12 protein-coding genes, 1 tRNA gene and 1 other RNA gene are annotated in these 17,082 nt (G+C 52.8%); 6 read left to right on the plus strand and 8 right to left on the minus strand.

Annotated features, from left to right (window positions below; translation table 11 throughout):
- The first annotated feature begins 404 nt into the window (after window positions 1–404).
- Window positions 405–3,083 (plus strand): bifunctional acetaldehyde-CoA/alcohol dehydrogenase, encoded by a 2,679-nt coding sequence (gene adhE / locus ACMYSO_RS04140; RefSeq protein WP_434584331.1) that lies wholly within the window; start codon window positions 405–407, stop codon window positions 3,081–3,083.
- Window positions 3,084–3,371: 288 nt separating this feature from the next.
- Here adhE and tdk read toward each other — a convergent pair whose 3' ends face one another.
- Window positions 3,372–3,989, minus strand: a complete 618-nt coding sequence (gene tdk / locus ACMYSO_RS04145) for a thymidine kinase (RefSeq protein ID WP_434669439.1) — start codon at window positions 3,987–3,989, stop codon at window positions 3,372–3,374.
- Between the two features lie 556 nt (window positions 3,990–4,545).
- Here tdk and hns point away from each other — a divergent pair.
- Window positions 4,546–4,953, plus strand: coding sequence for a histone-like nucleoid-structuring protein H-NS (hns, locus tag ACMYSO_RS04150; protein WP_004863421.1), 408 nt, complete (start codon window positions 4,546–4,548; stop codon window positions 4,951–4,953).
- Between the two features lie 131 nt (window positions 4,954–5,084).
- Here the strand turns inward: hns and galU are convergent, their stop codons facing one another.
- The 3 genes from galU to rssA form a co-directional block, all read right to left on the minus strand.
- Window positions 5,085–5,987, minus strand: a complete 903-nt coding sequence (gene galU, locus ACMYSO_RS04155; RefSeq protein WP_434584326.1) for a UTP--glucose-1-phosphate uridylyltransferase GalU — start codon at window positions 5,985–5,987, stop codon at window positions 5,085–5,087.
- A gap of 196 nt (window positions 5,988–6,183) precedes the next feature.
- Window positions 6,184–7,197, minus strand: coding sequence for a two-component system response regulator RssB (rssB, locus tag ACMYSO_RS04160; protein WP_434584324.1), 1,014 nt, complete (start codon window positions 7,195–7,197; stop codon window positions 6,184–6,186).
- 90 nt (window positions 7,198–7,287) lie between these two features.
- Window positions 7,288–8,184 carry a patatin-like phospholipase RssA gene (rssA, locus tag ACMYSO_RS04165; protein WP_434584322.1) on the minus strand — a complete coding sequence of 299 codons (897 nt, stop codon included), beginning with the start codon at window positions 8,182–8,184 and terminating at the stop codon, window positions 7,288–7,290.
- Window positions 8,185–8,294: 110 nt separating this feature from the next.
- Here rssA and ACMYSO_RS04170 point away from each other — a divergent pair, with 110 nt between their 5' ends.
- The 4 genes from ACMYSO_RS04170 (at window position 8,295) to ACMYSO_RS04185 (ending at window position 10,055) form a co-directional block, all read left to right on the plus strand.
- Window positions 8,295–8,753 (plus strand): YchJ family protein, encoded by a 459-nt coding sequence (locus ACMYSO_RS04170; RefSeq protein WP_217426875.1) that lies wholly within the window; start codon window positions 8,295–8,297, stop codon window positions 8,751–8,753.
- Between the two features lie 42 nt (window positions 8,754–8,795).
- Window positions 8,796–9,638, plus strand: coding sequence for a formyltetrahydrofolate deformylase (purU, locus tag ACMYSO_RS04175; RefSeq protein ID WP_123754748.1), 843 nt, complete (start codon window positions 8,796–8,798; stop codon window positions 9,636–9,638).
- Window positions 9,639–9,797: 159 nt separating this feature from the next.
- Window positions 9,798–9,882 (plus strand) — tRNA-Tyr (locus tag ACMYSO_RS04180).
- Window positions 9,883–9,927: 45 nt separating this feature from the next.
- A non-coding RNA gene (locus tag ACMYSO_RS04185) (RtT sRNA) lies at window positions 9,928–10,055 on the plus strand.
- Between the two features lie 189 nt (window positions 10,056–10,244).
- Here ACMYSO_RS04185 and narI read toward each other — a convergent pair.
- Genes narI through ACMYSO_RS04205 form a run of 4 tightly spaced genes read right to left on the minus strand, consistent with a single transcriptional unit; the run spans window position 10,245 to window position 16,904 of the window.
- A complete protein-coding gene (gene narI, locus ACMYSO_RS04190) occupies window positions 10,245–10,922 on the minus strand; it encodes a respiratory nitrate reductase subunit gamma (protein WP_434669440.1) in 678 nt (225 codons plus the stop codon).
- Complete coding sequence (narJ, locus tag ACMYSO_RS04195; protein ID WP_434669441.1) at window positions 10,922–11,632, minus strand: nitrate reductase molybdenum cofactor assembly chaperone; 711 nt, start codon at window positions 11,630–11,632, stop codon at window positions 10,922–10,924. The genes narI and narJ overlap by 1 nt, the downstream gene beginning before the upstream one ends.
- Window positions 11,629–13,164, minus strand: a complete 1,536-nt coding sequence (narH, locus tag ACMYSO_RS04200; protein ID WP_434584316.1) for a nitrate reductase subunit beta — start codon at window positions 13,162–13,164, stop codon at window positions 11,629–11,631. Before narH ends, narJ begins: the two co-directional genes overlap by 4 nt.
- Window positions 13,161–16,904: a nitrate reductase subunit alpha gene (locus tag ACMYSO_RS04205; protein WP_434669442.1), complete on the minus strand. Its 3,744-nt coding sequence runs from the start codon at window positions 16,902–16,904 to the stop codon at window positions 13,161–13,163. The genes narH and ACMYSO_RS04205 overlap by 4 nt, the downstream gene beginning before the upstream one ends.
- Between the last annotated feature and the right edge of the window lie 178 nt (window positions 16,905–17,082).

A 17,082-nucleotide genomic window follows, 5' to 3' on the forward strand; every position in this document is an offset into this window, starting at 1 on the left:
GCTTTTTGGCAGCATAATTCATCTCAAATGTGCGTAAAACTGTGACAAAACCGGATGTTATATAATTGTTTCCACCCTGCTACTTACTCACTTATTTTGCATAATTATTATTACACTTGATTTGATCGGTCAATAAACAGCCAGCTGAAAGGTGTCAGCTTCACGTAAACTTGATCTAAATCACGTAAATCGTACTCAGAAGTGAGTAACCTTGTTCACACCAAAGAGTGCAAAACAGCGGTACCTGAGAGGCAACACCGACAAGCTTATTTAGTAAATCAATGAAGCCAGCAGCGTCTGAATCGCCCCATTAACATTTAGATGCAAGCTGTTAACAGGCTGACTATACTGTCGAATCGAGCTACTGATTTACTAAAAAAGTTTAACATTATCAGGAGAGCATTATGGCTGTTACTAATGTCGCTGAACTTAACGCACTCGTAGAGCGCGTAAAAAAAGCCCAGCGTGAATATGCCAGTTTCACTCAAGAACAAGTTGATAAGATCTTCCGTGCTGCCGCTTTGGCTGCCGCAGACGCTCGAATCCCTCTCGCTAAAATGGCCGTTGCCGAATCCGGCATGGGCATTATCGAAGACAAGGTCATCAAAAACCACTTCGCTTCTGAATATATCTATAACGCATATAAAGATGAAAAGACCTGTGGCGTTCTCTCTGAAGACGACACTTTCGGTACTATTACCATCGCCGAACCAATCGGTATTATCTGCGGTATCGTTCCGACGACTAACCCGACTTCCACAGCAATCTTTAAATCACTGATCAGCCTGAAGACGCGTAACGCGATCATCTTCTCCCCACATCCGCGTGCTAAAGATGCAACCAACAAAGCCGCTGATATCGTGCTGCAGGCTGCTATCGCCGCTGGCGCACCGAAAGATCTGATCGGTTGGATCGACCAGCCTTCCGTTGAACTGTCTAACGCGCTGATGCATCACCCGGACATTAACCTGATCCTCGCGACCGGTGGTCCAGGTATGGTTAAAGCAGCATACAGCTCCGGTAAACCAGCAATCGGTGTTGGTGCAGGTAACACGCCGGTTGTTATCGACGAAACCGCTGATATCAAACGTGCCGTTGCTTCTGTACTGATGTCTAAAACCTTCGATAACGGCGTTATCTGTGCTTCTGAACAGTCCGTTGTGGTCGTTGACTCCGTATATGACGCCGTTCGCGAGCGTTTCGCCAGCCATGGCGGCTACATGCTGCAGGGCAAAGAGCTGAAAGCAGTTCAGGACATCATCCTGAAAAACGGCGCACTGAATGCCGCTATCGTTGGTCAGCCGGCAGCCAAAATTGCTGAACTGGCAGGCTTCACCGTTCCGGCTACCACCAAGATCCTGATTGGTGAAGTGACCGACGTTGATGAAAGCGAGCCGTTTGCTCACGAGAAACTGTCTCCGACGCTGGCAATGTACCGCGCGAAGAACTTCGAAGACGCTGTTGATAAAGCTGAAAAACTGGTTGCGATGGGCGGTATCGGTCATACCTCTTGCCTGTACACCGACCAGGACAACCAGCCGGCTCGCGTGACCTACTTCGGCCAGATGATGAAAACCGCACGTATCCTGATTAACACCCCGGCATCTCAGGGTGGTATCGGTGACCTGTATAACTTTAAGCTTGCACCTTCCCTGACTCTGGGTTGTGGTTCCTGGGGTGGTAACTCCATCTCTGAAAACGTTGGTCCGAAACACTTGATCAACAAGAAAACCGTTGCTAAGCGAGCTGAAAACATGTTGTGGCACAAACTTCCGAAATCTATCTACTTCCGTCGTGGCTCACTGCCAATCGCACTGGATGAAGTGATTACTGATGGTCACAAACGCGCGCTGATCGTGACTGACCGCTTCCTGTTCAACAACGGCTATGCTGACCAGATCACCTCCGTGCTGAAAGCATCTGGCGTTGAAACTGAAGTCTTCTTTGAAGTTGAAGCTGACCCGACACTGACCGTTGTCCGTAAAGGTGCCGACCTGGCGAACTCCTTCAAACCTGACGTTATCATCGCCCTGGGCGGCGGTTCCCCGATGGATGCGGCCAAAATTATGTGGGTGATGTACGAGCACCCGGAAACCCACTTCGAAGACCTGGCGCTGCGCTTTATGGACATCCGTAAACGTATCTACAAGTTCCCGAAAATGGGCGTTAAAGCCAAAATGATCGCGGTCACCACCACTTCCGGTACTGGTTCTGAAGTGACTCCGTTTGCGGTTGTTACTGACGATGCAACCGGTCAGAAATATCCGCTGGCAGACTATGCGCTGACTCCGGATGTTGCGATTGTCGATGCTAACCTCGTCATGGATATGCCGAAATCACTGTGTGCATTCGGTGGCCTCGATGCCGTAACTCACGCCCTGGAAGCTTATGTTTCCGTGCTGGCTTCTGAGTTCTCCGACGGTCAGGCTCTGCAGGCTCTGAAACTGCTGAAAGAGTACCTGCCAGCGTCCTACCACGAAGGTTCTAAGAACCCGGTAGCACGTGAGAAAGTACACAGTGCAGCGACTATCGCCGGTATCGCGTTTGCTAACGCCTTCCTGGGTGTATGTCACTCCATGGCACACAAACTGGGTTCTCAGTTCCACATTCCGCATGGCCTGGCTAACGCCCTGCTGATCAGTAACGTTATCCGTTACAACGCGAACGATAACCCGACTAAACAGACCGCATTCAGCCAGTACGACCGCCCGCAAGCACGTCGTCGTTACGCTGAAATTGCTGACCACCTGGGCCTGAGCGCACCGGGCGACCGTACCGCAGCGAAAATTGAAAAACTGCTGGCATGGCTGGAAAGCATTAAAGCTGAACTGGGTATTCCTAAATCTATCCGTGAAGCTGGCGTGCAGGAAGCTGACTTCCTGGCCCACGTTGACAAGCTGTCTGAAGATGCCTTCGATGACCAATGCACCGGCGCTAACCCGCGCTACCCACTGATCTCCGAGCTGAAACAGATTCTGCTGGATACTTACTACGGTAACGAGTTCAGCGAAGGTGAAACTGCTGCAAAGAAAGAAACCCCAGCAGCGCCGAAAGCCGATAAAAAAGCGAAAAAATCCGCTTAATCGACCCGGTTAACACCTCTACAAGCCTCATCTTCGGATGGGGCTTTTTTTATGCTTCGCCTTGCCGAATATGCCCCGCCCCAAAGCTGAAAAGCGCAGGCACACCTGCCCACTGGACTCCCTCTATTCCCACGCAGGAACAGGCCCAGGTGAAGGAAGCCATCATCATTGATGTTTTGTTCTATCAGGAGTGCGTCTGAGGGACAGGATATAGTCAACTATACGGAGGGGAGAAACTGAACACAGACGCCGTCGGTGTGCGCCTGTGGGGTTATTAACGCCGCAGTCTTAACCGGCGCGAGATTGATTCTGTACCAGCGTGAGAGATCCCTCGCTCAGCGCTTCTTTATAATGCTTACGGCAGACAGAAACATAACGTTCATTCCCGCCAATCACTACCTGCTCACCTTCGTTGTAAGGCCGTCCCTCTTGATCAAGACGCAGCACCATACTGGCCTTACGGCCGCAGAAACAGATCGTTTTTAATTCAACCAGCTTATCGGACCAGGCTAATAAATACTGGCTGCCGATAAACAGTTCGCCGCGAAAATCCGTTCGTAAACCGTAACACAACACCGGAATATCTAGTTTGTCGACAACCTCAGATAATTCATGCACCTGCTCACGCGTAAGGAACTGGCTTTCATCCACCAGAACGCAGTGAACGGGCTGCTTCGCGTGCTCGCTGGCGATATCGGTAAACAGCGATGTCTGAGGGTTAAACAGTCGGGCTGGCGACGAGAGACCGATTCGTGAGCTGACTTTTCCGGAACCAAAACGGTTATCAATTTCGGCGGTATAAACCAGGGCGCGCATGCCACGTTCCTGGTAATTGTATGACGACTGCAACAAGGCCGTCGACTTACCTGCATTCATTGCAGAATAGTAAAAATAAAGTTGAGCCATTGGCTGCCTAACCCCAATCAGTATGTTTTATCGCGGCGGAATTGTAGCATATTTTCTACCGTTATCGGTCTTTTCAGCGTCACGGCTACGCTGAATGTGAGCCTGCCTGCATCCTGATAGATTAAGGATTTTTAATGAATATTGCCGGCGATCATTTGCTCAACTCTGGCACCATCGCCGCTAATGATTGTCCTTTCGTGCGAATCATCCGATTTTCCAGGCGGCGATAACGCGATTTCCTCACGCGTTATATTAAAGATTGCCCCAACTAATACGCTATTACCTCAGGGGGATATTTATCCCTGCAAACTATAACTTTACTCCCGGCCCCTCGAGAAAAGCATACTATCTCAGGGTTTTAGCTAAGGGTTTGCCCTAAGCTATAAGCGAAAAAGATGTGAACTCGTACGAGAAATTTAACTTAAATTAATTAATTATCGAGACAAATAACAAGTAATTTTGAATTACTTACATTCAACCCTATTGCACATCTGATTATATCGCTCTATTATTACTTCAACAAACCACCCCACAATATAAGTTTGAGATTACTACAATGAGCGAAGCACTTAAAATTTTGAACAACATCCGTACTCTTCGTGCGCAGGCGAGAGAATGCACCCTTGAAACGCTAGAAGAAATGCTGGAAAAATTAGAAGTTGTTGTTAACGAACGTCGCGAAGAAGAAAGCGCTGCGGCTGCAGAAATTGAAGAGCGTACTCGTAAACTTCAACAATACCGTGAAATGCTGATTGCCGATGGCATTGACCCGAATGAACTGCTGAGCACCATGGCAGCGGTTAAAGCGGGTACTAAAGCTAAGCGTGCTGCACGCCCGGCTAAATACAGCTACGTTGACGAAAACGGCGAAACCAAAACCTGGACCGGCCAGGGCCGTACTCCGGCAGTGATCAAAAAAGCAATGGACGAGCAGGGTAAAACCCTGGACGACTTCCTGCTGTAATTGAAGATCGTATTTGAAGAATCCCGCTTCGGCGGGATTTTTTTTGTCTCGGGTATACCACAAGTAATCTCGGGGTATAAAAAAACCGGAAAGCGAACTCGCCTCCCGGTTATCTGCTCAGCAGAAAACGATTACTTAGCTACAGCGTTTTCCAGCCAGGCTTTAAAATCCGCGCCCAGGGTTTTATGACGAATGCCATATTCTACAAACGCCTGCATATAACCCAGTTTATTACCGCAGTCGTGGCTCTTGCCTTTCATATGATAGGCTTCAACGGTTTCTTTGGCGATAAGCATATCGATCGCATCGGTCAGCTGAATTTCGTCCCCGGCTCCCGGAGGGGTTTTAGCCAGCAGCGGCCAAATATCCGCGCTCAGCACATAACGGCCTACGACTGCGAGGTTAGACGGCGCCACATCAGCTTTTGGTTTTTCAACCACGCCAACCATCGGCACGCTTTCACCCGGCTGCAGAGATTCGCCTTTGCAGTCAACCACGCCGTATGCCGTTACATCAGCAACCGGCTCAACCATAATCTGGCTGGATCCGGTTTCATCGAAACGGGAGATCATTTCAGCCAGGTTATCGCGGGAAAGATCGGATTCAAACTCGTCCAGAATAACGTCAGGCAGAATAACCGCTACCGGCTCATCACCAACTACCGGATGCGCGCACAGCACCGCATGACCCAGCCCTTTCGCCAGACCCTGACGAACCTGCATAATGGTCACGTGCGGCGGACAAATAGATTGAACTTCTTCCAGCAGCTGGCGTTTTACACGTTTTTCCAGCATCGCTTCCAGTTCAAAACTGGTATCAAAATGGTTTTCAATAGAGTTTTTCGAAGAGTGAGTCACCAGAACAATTTCAGTAATCCCGGCCGCAATACACTCGTTTACAACATATTGAATTAAAGGCTTATCTACCAGTGGCAGCATTTCTTTCGGAATAGCTTTCGTAGCGGGTAGCATCCTGGTGCCTAATCCCGCAACCGGGATAACAGCTTTTCTTACTTTAGAATTAATGGCAGCCATTGAAATCTCCTGGACTGTTCGTTTTTTAAACTTTTCGTTAATAATAACGGTATGAGTATATCAGTCCGCTCAGGCAAACCCGGTCAGAAAGGTTTGGATTCCCTCGAATTAGGACTATTACTTATAAACTTCAATGATAGTACCACCGCAAAAGATTGGCCGGTAATCCCATCAGCTTAAAAAAATACGCAATTGTTCATTCCGCAGACAACATCAGGCGTAAACGCCCGCCTGCCCCCCAAATTTGGCACTGCCACGATGTGCAACGTTGGCTAATTTGGTTGAGATAAGCATTACCGAGCGTCCCCAACGGGACACCATTACTGATTTGAATTTGATGTTCCCCGGTATTGAGTGTGCCATTCAGTCCCGCAGACACCAGAATCAAGTTTTTCAAACCGCTGTGGTAATACCCCACCAGCAATGGAAATTGCCCCGGCAGGTTTGCCTGACGCAGTAATTGGTTTACCTGTTTTAACAGGCTACCCATTTCCGGCAAACGTTGCCCCTGATGAGCAAGTTGCTCCTGCAGTAAGCCATTAAACAACGCCCGCAGTAACAACGCTGCGAGGACACCATTATCACCTGCTCGTGTGACATCCAGACAGTAGAAAGCCAGATCGTTTTCAGATAATGGGGCGATATCCAGCACCAACCCGGGCCGGTCTGCCGATACCAGCTGACGATAATGAATACGACACTTCGATATTTCCTGTTGAACCGGCGGCTGGAGCTCCTGCAATAATCGTGATGCTGCGGTCGGGTCGCTCACCAGCGCATCCCAGTCTTCAAACAAACGCTCTTCTTCCTCAACCCGCGAGCTGAACATATTGGGATACAGACAGGCATATACCGTTTCCCGCAGGCGATTGAAATCTTTAACCGGCTTTAACAACACATCCTGAACACCCAGCCGCAGCGCTTTTGCGATATCTGCCATGTTTTCCGTGGCGGATATCATCAGAATCGGCAATTGCTCGCCCCGGTTACGCAAATGCTCGACCAGCTCAAGGCCGTTCATTCGCGGCATAGAGATGTCACAAATCATCAGGTCGGGTTGTGACTCGGCCATTTTCTGGAGTGCATCAACGCCATCCTCCGCTTGCACCGTTGCGGCGCCCAGTGAGGTTAGCCAGGAGTGCAAGAGTGAGCGGAAAACGGCTTCGTCTTCAACTATCAGAATCAGTTTTCCCGCCAATGGCTGCGTCATGATCTCTCCTCTGACTGACGATGACTAAATAGTGGCATGCAATTCACACTATCGCCTGTCAGAATTTACTTAAGTCTAAGCCAAATGGTGTCACACCGCAGTGGGAACCAGAGGTAATAATTCATCCATTTTCTTTTCAACAGACAAATATCCGGCAGCAATCGCTTCACCGGCGCGATGAAAATCTAGCGTGGAGATTTGCGGACAGAATGGCTGCAGCAGAATATCGGGCGGATCGCCCGCCATACGATTACGTTTCAGGCGATTTTCCAATACCTGTATAGAGGTGGACATAATTTCCATCGCGGTCGGGGTCGCCGCACGACGTGAGGTCATTCCGCTAAGGCGTGCGCGAATGCGCGCATGCCAGGAAAAATCCCTGTCGTCTTCCAGCGGTGGCTTTTCGAGTGACCACATATCTTGCTGCATCAGGTGCGCGTCATGCTGCAAGTCAACGGCAATCACGATATCGGCGCCCAGCGCACGGGCCAGGGAAACCGGTACGGGATTGACCACCGCGCCGTCCACCAGCCAGTAGCCATTATGCATCACCGGAGACATCAGGCCCGGCATACTGCAGGAGGCGCGCACCGCCTGGTGCAAATCACCCTCGGTGAACCACAGTTCGCGGCCGGTGCTTAAGTTGGTCGCCACCGCCGCAAAGCGACGGTCGCAGCGTTCGATCTCAGAAACAGGCATGACGCGTCGGAACTGATTGAATACGCGTTCCCCGCGCAGCAGGCCCCCACGACGCCAGGACAAGTCCATCAGCCGCAGTACATCCCAGTTATTAAAGGAACAGACCCATTTCTCCAGCGCCGGAAGACGGTTGCAAGCATACGCGGCCCCCACCAGCGAACCAATGGAACATCCTGCGACGATGTCGACTTCAATACCCGCGCGCTGCAGTGCCTTAATCACACCAATATGCGACCACCCGCGGGCCGCTCCTGCGCCTAACGCCAGACCAATCTTAAGCTTTCTCATTATTCCCGATATACTTCCTTCCGCTGCGAACATAGCATCATTGCTACAGCTCAGTTAACATAAAACAGGTTGGCGCCACTGCGCCGTGAATTTTTTCCATGGAGGCCGATTTGTCGCCATTATGCCCTTGTGGCAGCGCTCAGGAGTATAGCTCATGTTGTCAGCGATATCTGACCGGCTCACTGCTTGCGCCAGATCCATCACACTTGATGCGCTCCCGCTACAGTGCGTTTGTCATGAAGGATGCCGATTACCTGATCAAAACCTGGCACCCTTCCTGCCAACCGCAGCTGTTTCGTGCCGATCTGGAAAAGGGCTTCGCTAAAACACACTGGCAAGGCTTGACGGTATTCGCTGCCGATGAAGGCAGCCATCCCGATGAGGGCTTTGTCAGTTTCGTCGCACGGTTTGATGAAGATAACCGCCCCGGCGCCATAATTGAACGTTCCAGATTCTTAAAAGAAAAGGGACAGTGGTACTATATCGACGGTACACGACCACTGTTTGGTCGTAACGACCCCTGCCCTTGTGGTTCAGGTAAAAAATTTAAAAAATGCTGTGGCCAGTAATACGGCACCAGCAATAGCAAACACTACAGGATTTTCCTCGCGATGCATTCATTACAACGTAAAGTACTACGCACCATTTGCCCTGATCAGAAAGGACTCATCGCGCGTATCACGAACATTTGCTACAAGCACGAACTGAACATTGTTCAAAATAACGAGTTCGTCGATCACCGCACCGGCCGTTTCTTTATGCGTACCGAGCTGGAAGGGATTTTTAATGATGCCATTTTACTGGCAGACCTCGACAGCGCGCTGCCGGAAGGTTCCATTCGCGAGCTGACCCCAGCCGGTCGCCGCCGGGTCGTCATTCTGGTGACCAAAGAGGCACATTGCCTGGGCGATCTGTTGATGAAGGCCAACTATGGTGGCCTGGATGTAGAAATTGCCGCCGTCATCGGCAACCATGAAACACTGCGCACGCTGGTTGAGCGTTTTGACATTCCGTTCCAACTGGTGAGCCACGAAGGTCTGACCCGTGAAGAGCACGATAAACAGATGGGCGATGCTATTGAGTCTTATGCCCCGGACTACGTGGTGCTGGCGAAATATATGCGGGTGCTGACGCCGGAATTTGTTTCCCGCTTCCCGAACCAGATTATCAATATCCACCACTCCTTCCTGCCGGCCTTTATCGGTGCCCGCCCTTATCATCAGGCTTATGAGCGTGGCGTGAAAATCATCGGTGCGACCGCCCACTACGTCAACGATAACCTGGACGAAGGCCCGATCATTATGCAGGACGTGATTCACGTCGATCACACCTATACCGCTGAAGATATGATGCGTGCAGGGCGTGATGTTGAGAAGAATGTGTTGAGCCGCGCACTCTATAAGGTTCTGGCCCAGCGCGTGTTCGTCTACGGCAACCGAACGATTATTCTTTAATCAATAGTAAAATTAACTGGTTAGCTTTACGCCTTTGCGCATAAATTTCAGGCAACCAGTTTATTTTTCTCAACGGAAAGCTTTACAGGGGCGCGTCATTTGATATGATGCGCCCCGCTTCCCCAGAAGGAAGCCGGCCAGTAATACGCATTACCCCGTGGTGGGGTTCCCGAGCGGCCAAAGGGAGCAGACTGTAAATCTGCCGTCATCGACTTCGAAGGTTCGAATCCTTCCCCCGCCACCATCACTCCCTTGCACTACCCAACCAAATCAAACACCAAAGCCTTATATTCTGCCCATGCAGGGAAGGATGAGAAGCTTCGACTAAGGTTCGATTCGAGCGACAGCAAGAAAGCGTTGCCGCAGGCAACGACCCGAAGGGCGAGGCGCAGCCGAGTAATCCTTCCCCCTACACTATTACTTCCTGAAAGCACCGTATTAAATTAAATATTTAAACCTACGTTAACTCTCTCTTTTATTTCCCCAACTCTGTTTTGTATTTCTGCCATATGTATCCCGGCGGCGCTGCGCCTGGCCGGGAAAGCACCGGTATTCAGGTATAAAAAAACCCCACCGAAGTAGGGTTTAGCATCACACAAAATGGTATCAGCGACGAGCGCGAACAATCTGGTATTTGCGTGTCAGGTACTCCACCGGCACGCTCCAGATATGCACCAGGCGCGAGAACGGGAACAGCACAAACAGCGTCATACCGAGCACCAGGTGCATGCGGAAGATAAACGCCACGCCGTCGAGATGTGCAGACGCACCACCGTGGAAGGTCACCACCGACTGCGCCCAACCGACCAGCTTCATCATTTCACTGCCGTCCATATGCTGAGCAGAGAACGGAATCGTCAGCAGGCCCAGCGTGCACTGGATAACCAGCACCGCCATCACCAGAATATCTGCCCCGGTCGTTGTTGCACGAATGCGCGGATTGAACAGGCGGCGTTTGAGCAGCAAAAGGCCACCAACAAGACACATCAGGCCCGCGGCACCGCCGCCAAACATCGCCATCTTCTGCTTCACATCAAGCGGCAGCCAGGCTTCATACATCCAGTGTGGCGTCAGCATCCCAAAGGCATGACCAGCAATCACACCGAGGATCCCAATATGGAACAGGTTCGATTCCAGGTTCATCCCTTTTCGATCCAGCATCTGGCTGGAGGCGGCGCGCCAGGTATATTGCCCGTAGTCGTAACGCAGCCAGCTCCCCACCAGGAATACGGCCCCGGCAATATACGGATAGATGTCAAAGAAGAACATATTCAGGAAGTGCATTATTGCTGTCCTCCGTTAGAGATATTCAAATATTGCGGGGCAACGGCTCCGGCAAAACGACGCTGGTGAGCGGCGATATCTGACTCAGCGCAGCCCTGATCGGCAAAGAATTTCACCTGTTCTTCTTCCCACACCGCATCCAGCGCCTGCGGCGTATCATCGCGGGCCTCATCGGCAATTTTCTCGGCCACCTGTTGGCTATCAACCTGGGTGTTGGCCAGCGTCAGCAGCACTTCAAACAGCACCGCATAGTGGCTTTCACGCTGTCGCAGACGGGCGCTGAGCAGACCGAGGATCGGCGCTACATCCTGCAGCCCGGCAATGGCTTCATCCGCAGGCAGTTGTGCAAGATATTCCAGATACAACGGGAGATGGTCCGGCAGCTCACGACTGTCAAGCGCCAGGCCGTGGCGTTCATACTGCGCCATTAGGTCCACCATTGCCTGACCACGATCGCGGGATTCACCGTGAACATGTTCAAACAACAACAGAGACGTTGCCCGACCGCGGTCGAACAGTTCGCTGTAATACGCCTGCGCGTCTAGCAGATCCTGCGCGGTCAAATCACGCAGGAAAACGCCCAGCTGCTGGGCATCCTCTGTACTCAGCGTTTCCGAGGACAACAGCGCCTCAAACATCTCCTGCTGATGCTGCCACAAGGTAGCATCCGGGTACTCCAGCAGGCGCGACACAATGACGAGTTCGATCATGAGTGCGGCTCCGTTTTGCTGGTGACATTGATGGCATCAATACGACGGCTGTTGAACAAGTTGAACTTGCTATCTGAGCCATGGCAGCCATCACCAAAGGTAAAGCCGCAGCCACGCTGTTCCGGGAAAGCATCGCGAGCCTGCTCACGATGGCTGCTCGGGACCACAAAGCGATCTTCGTAGTTTGCAATCGCCAGGTAGCGATACATCTCCTGCGCCTGAGCTTCGGTCAGACCGACCTCTTCCAGCGCACGGGTATCAACCACGCCATCCACGCTTTCTGCACGTTTGAAGTGACGCATCGCCAGCATCCGTTTCAGTGCCAGCAGCACCGGCTGAGTATCCCCGGCGGTCAGCAGGTTAGCCAGGTACTGGACCGGAATACGCAGGCTTTCAACGTCCGGCAGGATCCCGTTACTGCCCAGCTCACCGGCATCGGCCGCGGACTGAATCGGTGACAGCGGTGGCACATACCAGACCATTGGCAGCGTGCGGTATTCCGGGTGCAGCGGCAGCGCCAGCTTCCAGTCCATCGCCATTTTGTACACCGGCGACTGCTGCGCAGCGTCAATCACGCCCTGCGGAACGCCATCTTTCAGCGCCTGCTCGATGACTTTCGGGTCATTCGGGTTGAGGAACACGTCCAGCTGACGCTGATACAGATCCTGCTCGTTTTCGGTGCTGGCCGCATTTTCAATCGCATCAGCGTCATACAGCAGCACGCCGAGGTAGCGAATGCGTCCGACGCAGGTTTCAGAACAGACGGTCGGCATCCCGGATTCGATACGCGGATAACAGAAGATGCATTTCTCGGACTTGCCGCTCTTCCAGTTGAAGTAGATCTTTTTGTACGGGCAGCCGGTAATACACATCCGCCAGCCGCGGCACTTATCCTGATCGATCAGTACGATGCCATCTTCTTCACGCTTATAGATGGCGCCGCTCGGGCAGGTCGCCACGCAGGCCGGGTTCAGGCAGTGTTCACACAGGCGCGGCAGATACATCATGAAGGTGTTTTCGAACTGGCCGTACATCGCCTTCTGCATGTTGTCGAAATTGCGGTCTTTGGAGAGCTTTTCAAACTCGCCGCCGAGGTCATCTTCCCAGTTCGGACCACTGGTGATCTTGTCCATCCGTTGCCCGGTGATCAGCGAACGCGGACGGGCGATCGGCTGATGCTTGCTCTCTGGCGCGGCCTGCAGGTTCTGGTAGTCGAAATCAAAAGGCTCGTAGTAATCATCGATGCCCGGCAGATGCGGGTTGGCGAAGATTTTACCCAGCAGCATCGCACGGTTACCCATGCGCGGCTGCAGTTTGCCGTTAATTTTACGGATCCAGCCGCCTTTCCATTTCTCCTGGTTTTCCCAGTCGTTCGGGAAACCAACGCCTGGCTTGGTTTCGACGTTATTGAACCAGGCGTACTCCGTCCCTTCACGACTGGTCCAGACGTTTTTACAGGTGACTGAGCAGGTGTGACAGCCGATGCATTTATCGAGATTCAGCACCATGCCGACTTGTGAACGAATTTTCATTTTACGCTCTCCTGTACCTGGTCATGACCTTCACCATCCAGCCAGTTAATATTCTTCATCTTGCGTACCACCACGAACTCATCGCGGTTAGAACCCACGGTGCCGTAATAGTTAAAGCCGTAAGCCAGTTGCGCGTAGCCGCCGATCATATGAGTCGGCTTCGGCGTAATGCGCGTGACCGAGTTGTGGATCCCGCCGCGTTGGCCGGTAATTTCCGAGCCTGGCAGATTCACAATACGTTCCTGGGCGTGGTACATCATGGTCATCCCCGCCGGCACGCGTTGGCTGACCACCGCACGTGCGGTCAGCGCCCCGTTACTGTTGAAGACTTCAATCCAGTCGTTATCCTCAATGCCCAGTTCTTTGGCATCCGCTTCGCTCATCCAAACGATCGGCCCACCGCGTGACAGAGTCAGCATCAGCAGGTTGTCGCTGTAGGTCGAGTGGATACCCCATTTCTGGTGCGGCGTCAGGAAGTTCAGCGCCTTCTCCGGGTTACCGTTAGACTTCTCGCCCATCACCGCTTTCACCGAACGGGTATCGATCGGCGGACGGTACACCAGCAGGCTTTCACCGAAATCACGCATCCACTGATGGTCCTGATACAAGGACTGGCGACCGGACAGGGTCCGCCACGGAATCAGCTCATGCACGTTGGTATAACCAGCGTTATAGGACACATGCTCATCTTCAAGACCAGACCAGGTCGGGCTGGAGATGATTTTGCGCGGCTGGGCCTGAATATCGCGGAAACGAATTTTCTCGTCTTCTTTATTCAGTGCCAGATGGGTATGGTCGCGACCGGTAAACTCACTGAGCGCAGCCCAGGCCTTCACCGCTACCTGACCGTTGGTTTCCGGGGCCAGCGTGAGGATCATCTCGGCGGCATCAATCGCCGTATTCAGCATTGGCTGACCTTTAGCCGGACCGTCGGCCTTGGTGTAATTCAGCTTACGCAGCAGGTCCATCTCGCTCTGGGTATTCCAGGCAATGCCTTTACCACCGTTGCCGATCTTCTCCATCAGCGGGCCGATAGAAGTAAAGCGTTCGTAGGTCGCCGGGTAGTCACGTTCCACCGGAATAATGTGCGGCGCGGTTTTACCTGGGATCAGGTCGCACTCGCCTTTTTTCCAGTCCTTGACGTCGAGCGGCTGCGCCAGCTCTGCTGCGGAGTCATGCTGAATCGGCAGCGTAACGACGTCCGTCTCTTTACCAAGATGACCTACGCAGACTTCAGAGAATTTTTTCGCGATGCCTTTGTAGATTTCCCAATCGCTTTTCGATTCCCACGCCGGGTCGACGGCGGCAGACAGCGGATGAATAAAGGGATGCATATCCGAAGTATTCATGTCGTCTTTTTCGTACCAGGTCGCCGTCGGCAGCACGATGTCGGAATACAGGCAGGTGCTCGACAGGCGGAAGTCCAGCGTCACCACCAGATCCAGCTTGCCGTCGAGACCGTTATCGTGCCACTCCACCTCTTCTGGCTTCACGCCGCCCTGCTTGCCGAGATCCAGTCCCTGAATACCGTGTTCGGTACCCAGCAGATACTTCAGCATGTATTCATGGCCTTTACCGGAAGAGCCCAGCAGGTTAGAGCGCCAGATAAACAGGTTACGTGGGTGGTTCTTACCGTTTTCAGGTTGTTCGGCGGCAAAACGAATCGTGCCGTCTTTCAGCGCCTTAACGGTGTAATCAACAGGCGTCATTCCGGCCTGCTTCGCGGCGTCAGCAATACGCAGCGGGTTGGTACCCAGTTGCGGCGCTGATGGCAACCAGCCCATACGCTCGGCACGAACGTTAAAGTCCAGCAGATGGCCGGTATAGCGGGATTTATCCGCCAGCGGCGACAGCAGCTCCTGCGCGGTTACCGACTCGTAGCGCCACTGGCTGGAGTGATTATAGAAATACGACGTACTGTTCATATGACGTGCCGGACGCTGCCAGTCGAGGGCAAACGCCAGCGGCTGCCAGCCGGTCTGCGGACGCAGTTTTTCCTGGCCGACATAGTGCGCCCAGCCGCCGCCACTCTGACCCACGCAGCCGCAGAAAATCAGCATGTTGATCAGGCCGCGATAGTTCATATCGAGGTGATACCAGTGGTTCAGGCCGGCACCGACGATAATCATTGAACGCCCGTGAGTCTTATCGGCATTATCAGCAAATTCACGAGCGGTACGGATAATCTGCGCCCGGGATACCCCGGTGATTTTCTCTGCCCATGCCGGGGTATAGGCCTTGACGTCGTCGTAGCTGCTGGCGCAGTTTTCATCGCCGAGACCGCGATCCAGGCCATAGTTCGCCAGGGTCAGGTCATACACGGTGGTAACCAGCGCGCTTGAACCATCGGCCATCTGCAGGCGTTTCACCGGCAGTTTGTGTAGCAGTACGTTTTCCAGTTCAACTTTATTGAAATGCTCGGTACCGTCTCCACCGAAATAAGGGAAACCCACATTCGCAATATCGTCATGGCCACCCAGCAGACTCAGGCGCAGTGCGACCTCTTCGCCGGTGCTGCCATCACGCTGCTCAAGGTTCCACTTGCCTTTGTCGCCCCAACGGAAGCCGATCGAACCGTTCGGCACGGTCATTTCGCCCTTTTCATCAAAGGCAACGGTCTTCCACTCCGGGTTCTGCTGTTGGCCTAACGCATCGACCAGATCCGCCGCACGCAGCATACGGCCCGCTGCGTAGTAACCGTCGCGCTCTTCAAGCATCACCAGCATCGGCATGTCGGTGTAGCGACGAACATAATCGGTGAAGTACTGGCTCGGCTGATCGAGATGGAATTCGCGCAGCATAACGTGGCCCATAGCCAGCGCCATTGCAGCATCGGTACCCTGCTTCGGCGCCAGCCACAGATCGCACAGCTTGGCGATTTCAGCGTAATCTGGGGTGATAGCCACGGTTTTGGTGCCTTTATAGCGCACTTCCGTAAAGAAGTGAGCATCCGGGGTACGGGTCTGCGGAACGTTGGAACCCCAGGCAATGATATAGCTGGAGTTATACCAGTCGGCCGATTCCGGCACGTCGGTCTGCTCGCCCCAGGTCTGCGGGGAAGCCGGCGGCAGGTCGCAGTACCAGTCGTAGAAGCTCAGACAGGTCCCGCCAATCAGTGACAGATAGCGCGCGCCGGAGGCATACGACACCATCGACATCGCCGGGATCGGCGAGAAGCCCGCCACGCGGTCAGGACCATAGGTTTTCACGGTATAGACATTGGAAGCGGCAATCAGCTCGTTCACTTCCTGCCATGAGGAGCGCACGAAGCCACCGCGACCACGCGCCTGTTTGAAACTTTTGGCTTTATCTGCATCTTCAATAATCGATGCCCAGGCATCCACCGGATCGCGATGCTGAGCTTTCGCTTCACGCCACATTTTCATCAGGCGTTTACGCATCAGCGGATACTTAAGACGGTTGGCGCTGTAGAGATACCAGGAGTAGCTGGCGCCGCGTGGGCAGCCGCGTGGCTCATGGTTTGGCATATCCGGGCGGGTACGCGGATAGTCGGTTTGCTGGGTTTCCCAGGTCACCAGACCATTTTTGACATAAATCTTCCAGCTACAAGAGCCGGTGCAGTTAACCCCGTGAGTGGAGCGCACAACTTTGTCATGCTGCCAGCGCTGGCGGTATCCCTCCTCCCAGTCCCGGTTAGTGTGTAGAAGCTGGCCGTGGCCATCGGCAAAGGTTTCACCCTTCTGTTTGAAGTAGCGAAACCGGTCCAGGAATTTACTCATCGGGTTTCTCCTGTATGGAGCCTGGCGGCTCTCTGATAAATCGACATTGCTGGAATGCCAGCGAAGGTAACGCTCTGAAAGCGGGAGAGAATTGATAACGATCAAGGCCAAATGGCTTATAAATCGGCAATAGACCGACGAATACTCCGGAAGTGGTAGCTTTTTCTATTTTTTATCC

Origin of the sequence: Klebsiella sp. B345 (assembly GCF_051131735.1) — a bacterium.
GTDB lineage: Bacteria > Pseudomonadota > Gammaproteobacteria > Enterobacterales > Enterobacteriaceae > Klebsiella.

Coding starts and splice junctions, on each gene's coding strand:
- adhE (WP_434584331.1), top strand. CDS start 405: ATGGCTGTTACTAATGTCGCTGAACTTAACGCACTCGTAGAGCGCGTA.
- tdk (WP_434669439.1), bottom strand. CDS start 3,989: ATGGCTCAACTTTATTTTTACTATTCTGCAATGAATGCAGGTAAGTCG.
- hns (WP_004863421.1), top strand. CDS start 4,546: ATGAGCGAAGCACTTAAAATTTTGAACAACATCCGTACTCTTCGTGCG.
- galU (WP_434584326.1), bottom strand. CDS start 5,987: ATGGCTGCCATTAATTCTAAAGTAAGAAAAGCTGTTATCCCGGTTGCG.
- rssB (WP_434584324.1), bottom strand. CDS start 7,197: ATGACGCAGCCATTGGCGGGAAAACTGATTCTGATAGTTGAAGACGAA.
- rssA (WP_434584322.1), bottom strand. CDS start 8,184: ATGAGAAAGCTTAAGATTGGTCTGGCGTTAGGCGCAGGAGCGGCCCGC.
- purU (WP_123754748.1), top strand. CDS start 8,796: ATGCATTCATTACAACGTAAAGTACTACGCACCATTTGCCCTGATCAG.
- narI (WP_434669440.1), bottom strand. CDS start 10,922: ATGCACTTCCTGAATATGTTCTTCTTTGACATCTATCCGTATATTGCC.
- narJ (WP_434669441.1), bottom strand. CDS start 11,632: ATGATCGAACTCGTCATTGTGTCGCGCCTGCTGGAGTACCCGGATGCT.
- narH (WP_434584316.1), bottom strand. CDS start 13,164: ATGAAAATTCGTTCACAAGTCGGCATGGTGCTGAATCTCGATAAATGC.
- ACMYSO_RS04205 (WP_434669442.1), bottom strand. CDS start 16,904: ATGAGTAAATTCCTGGACCGGTTTCGCTACTTCAAACAGAAGGGTGAA.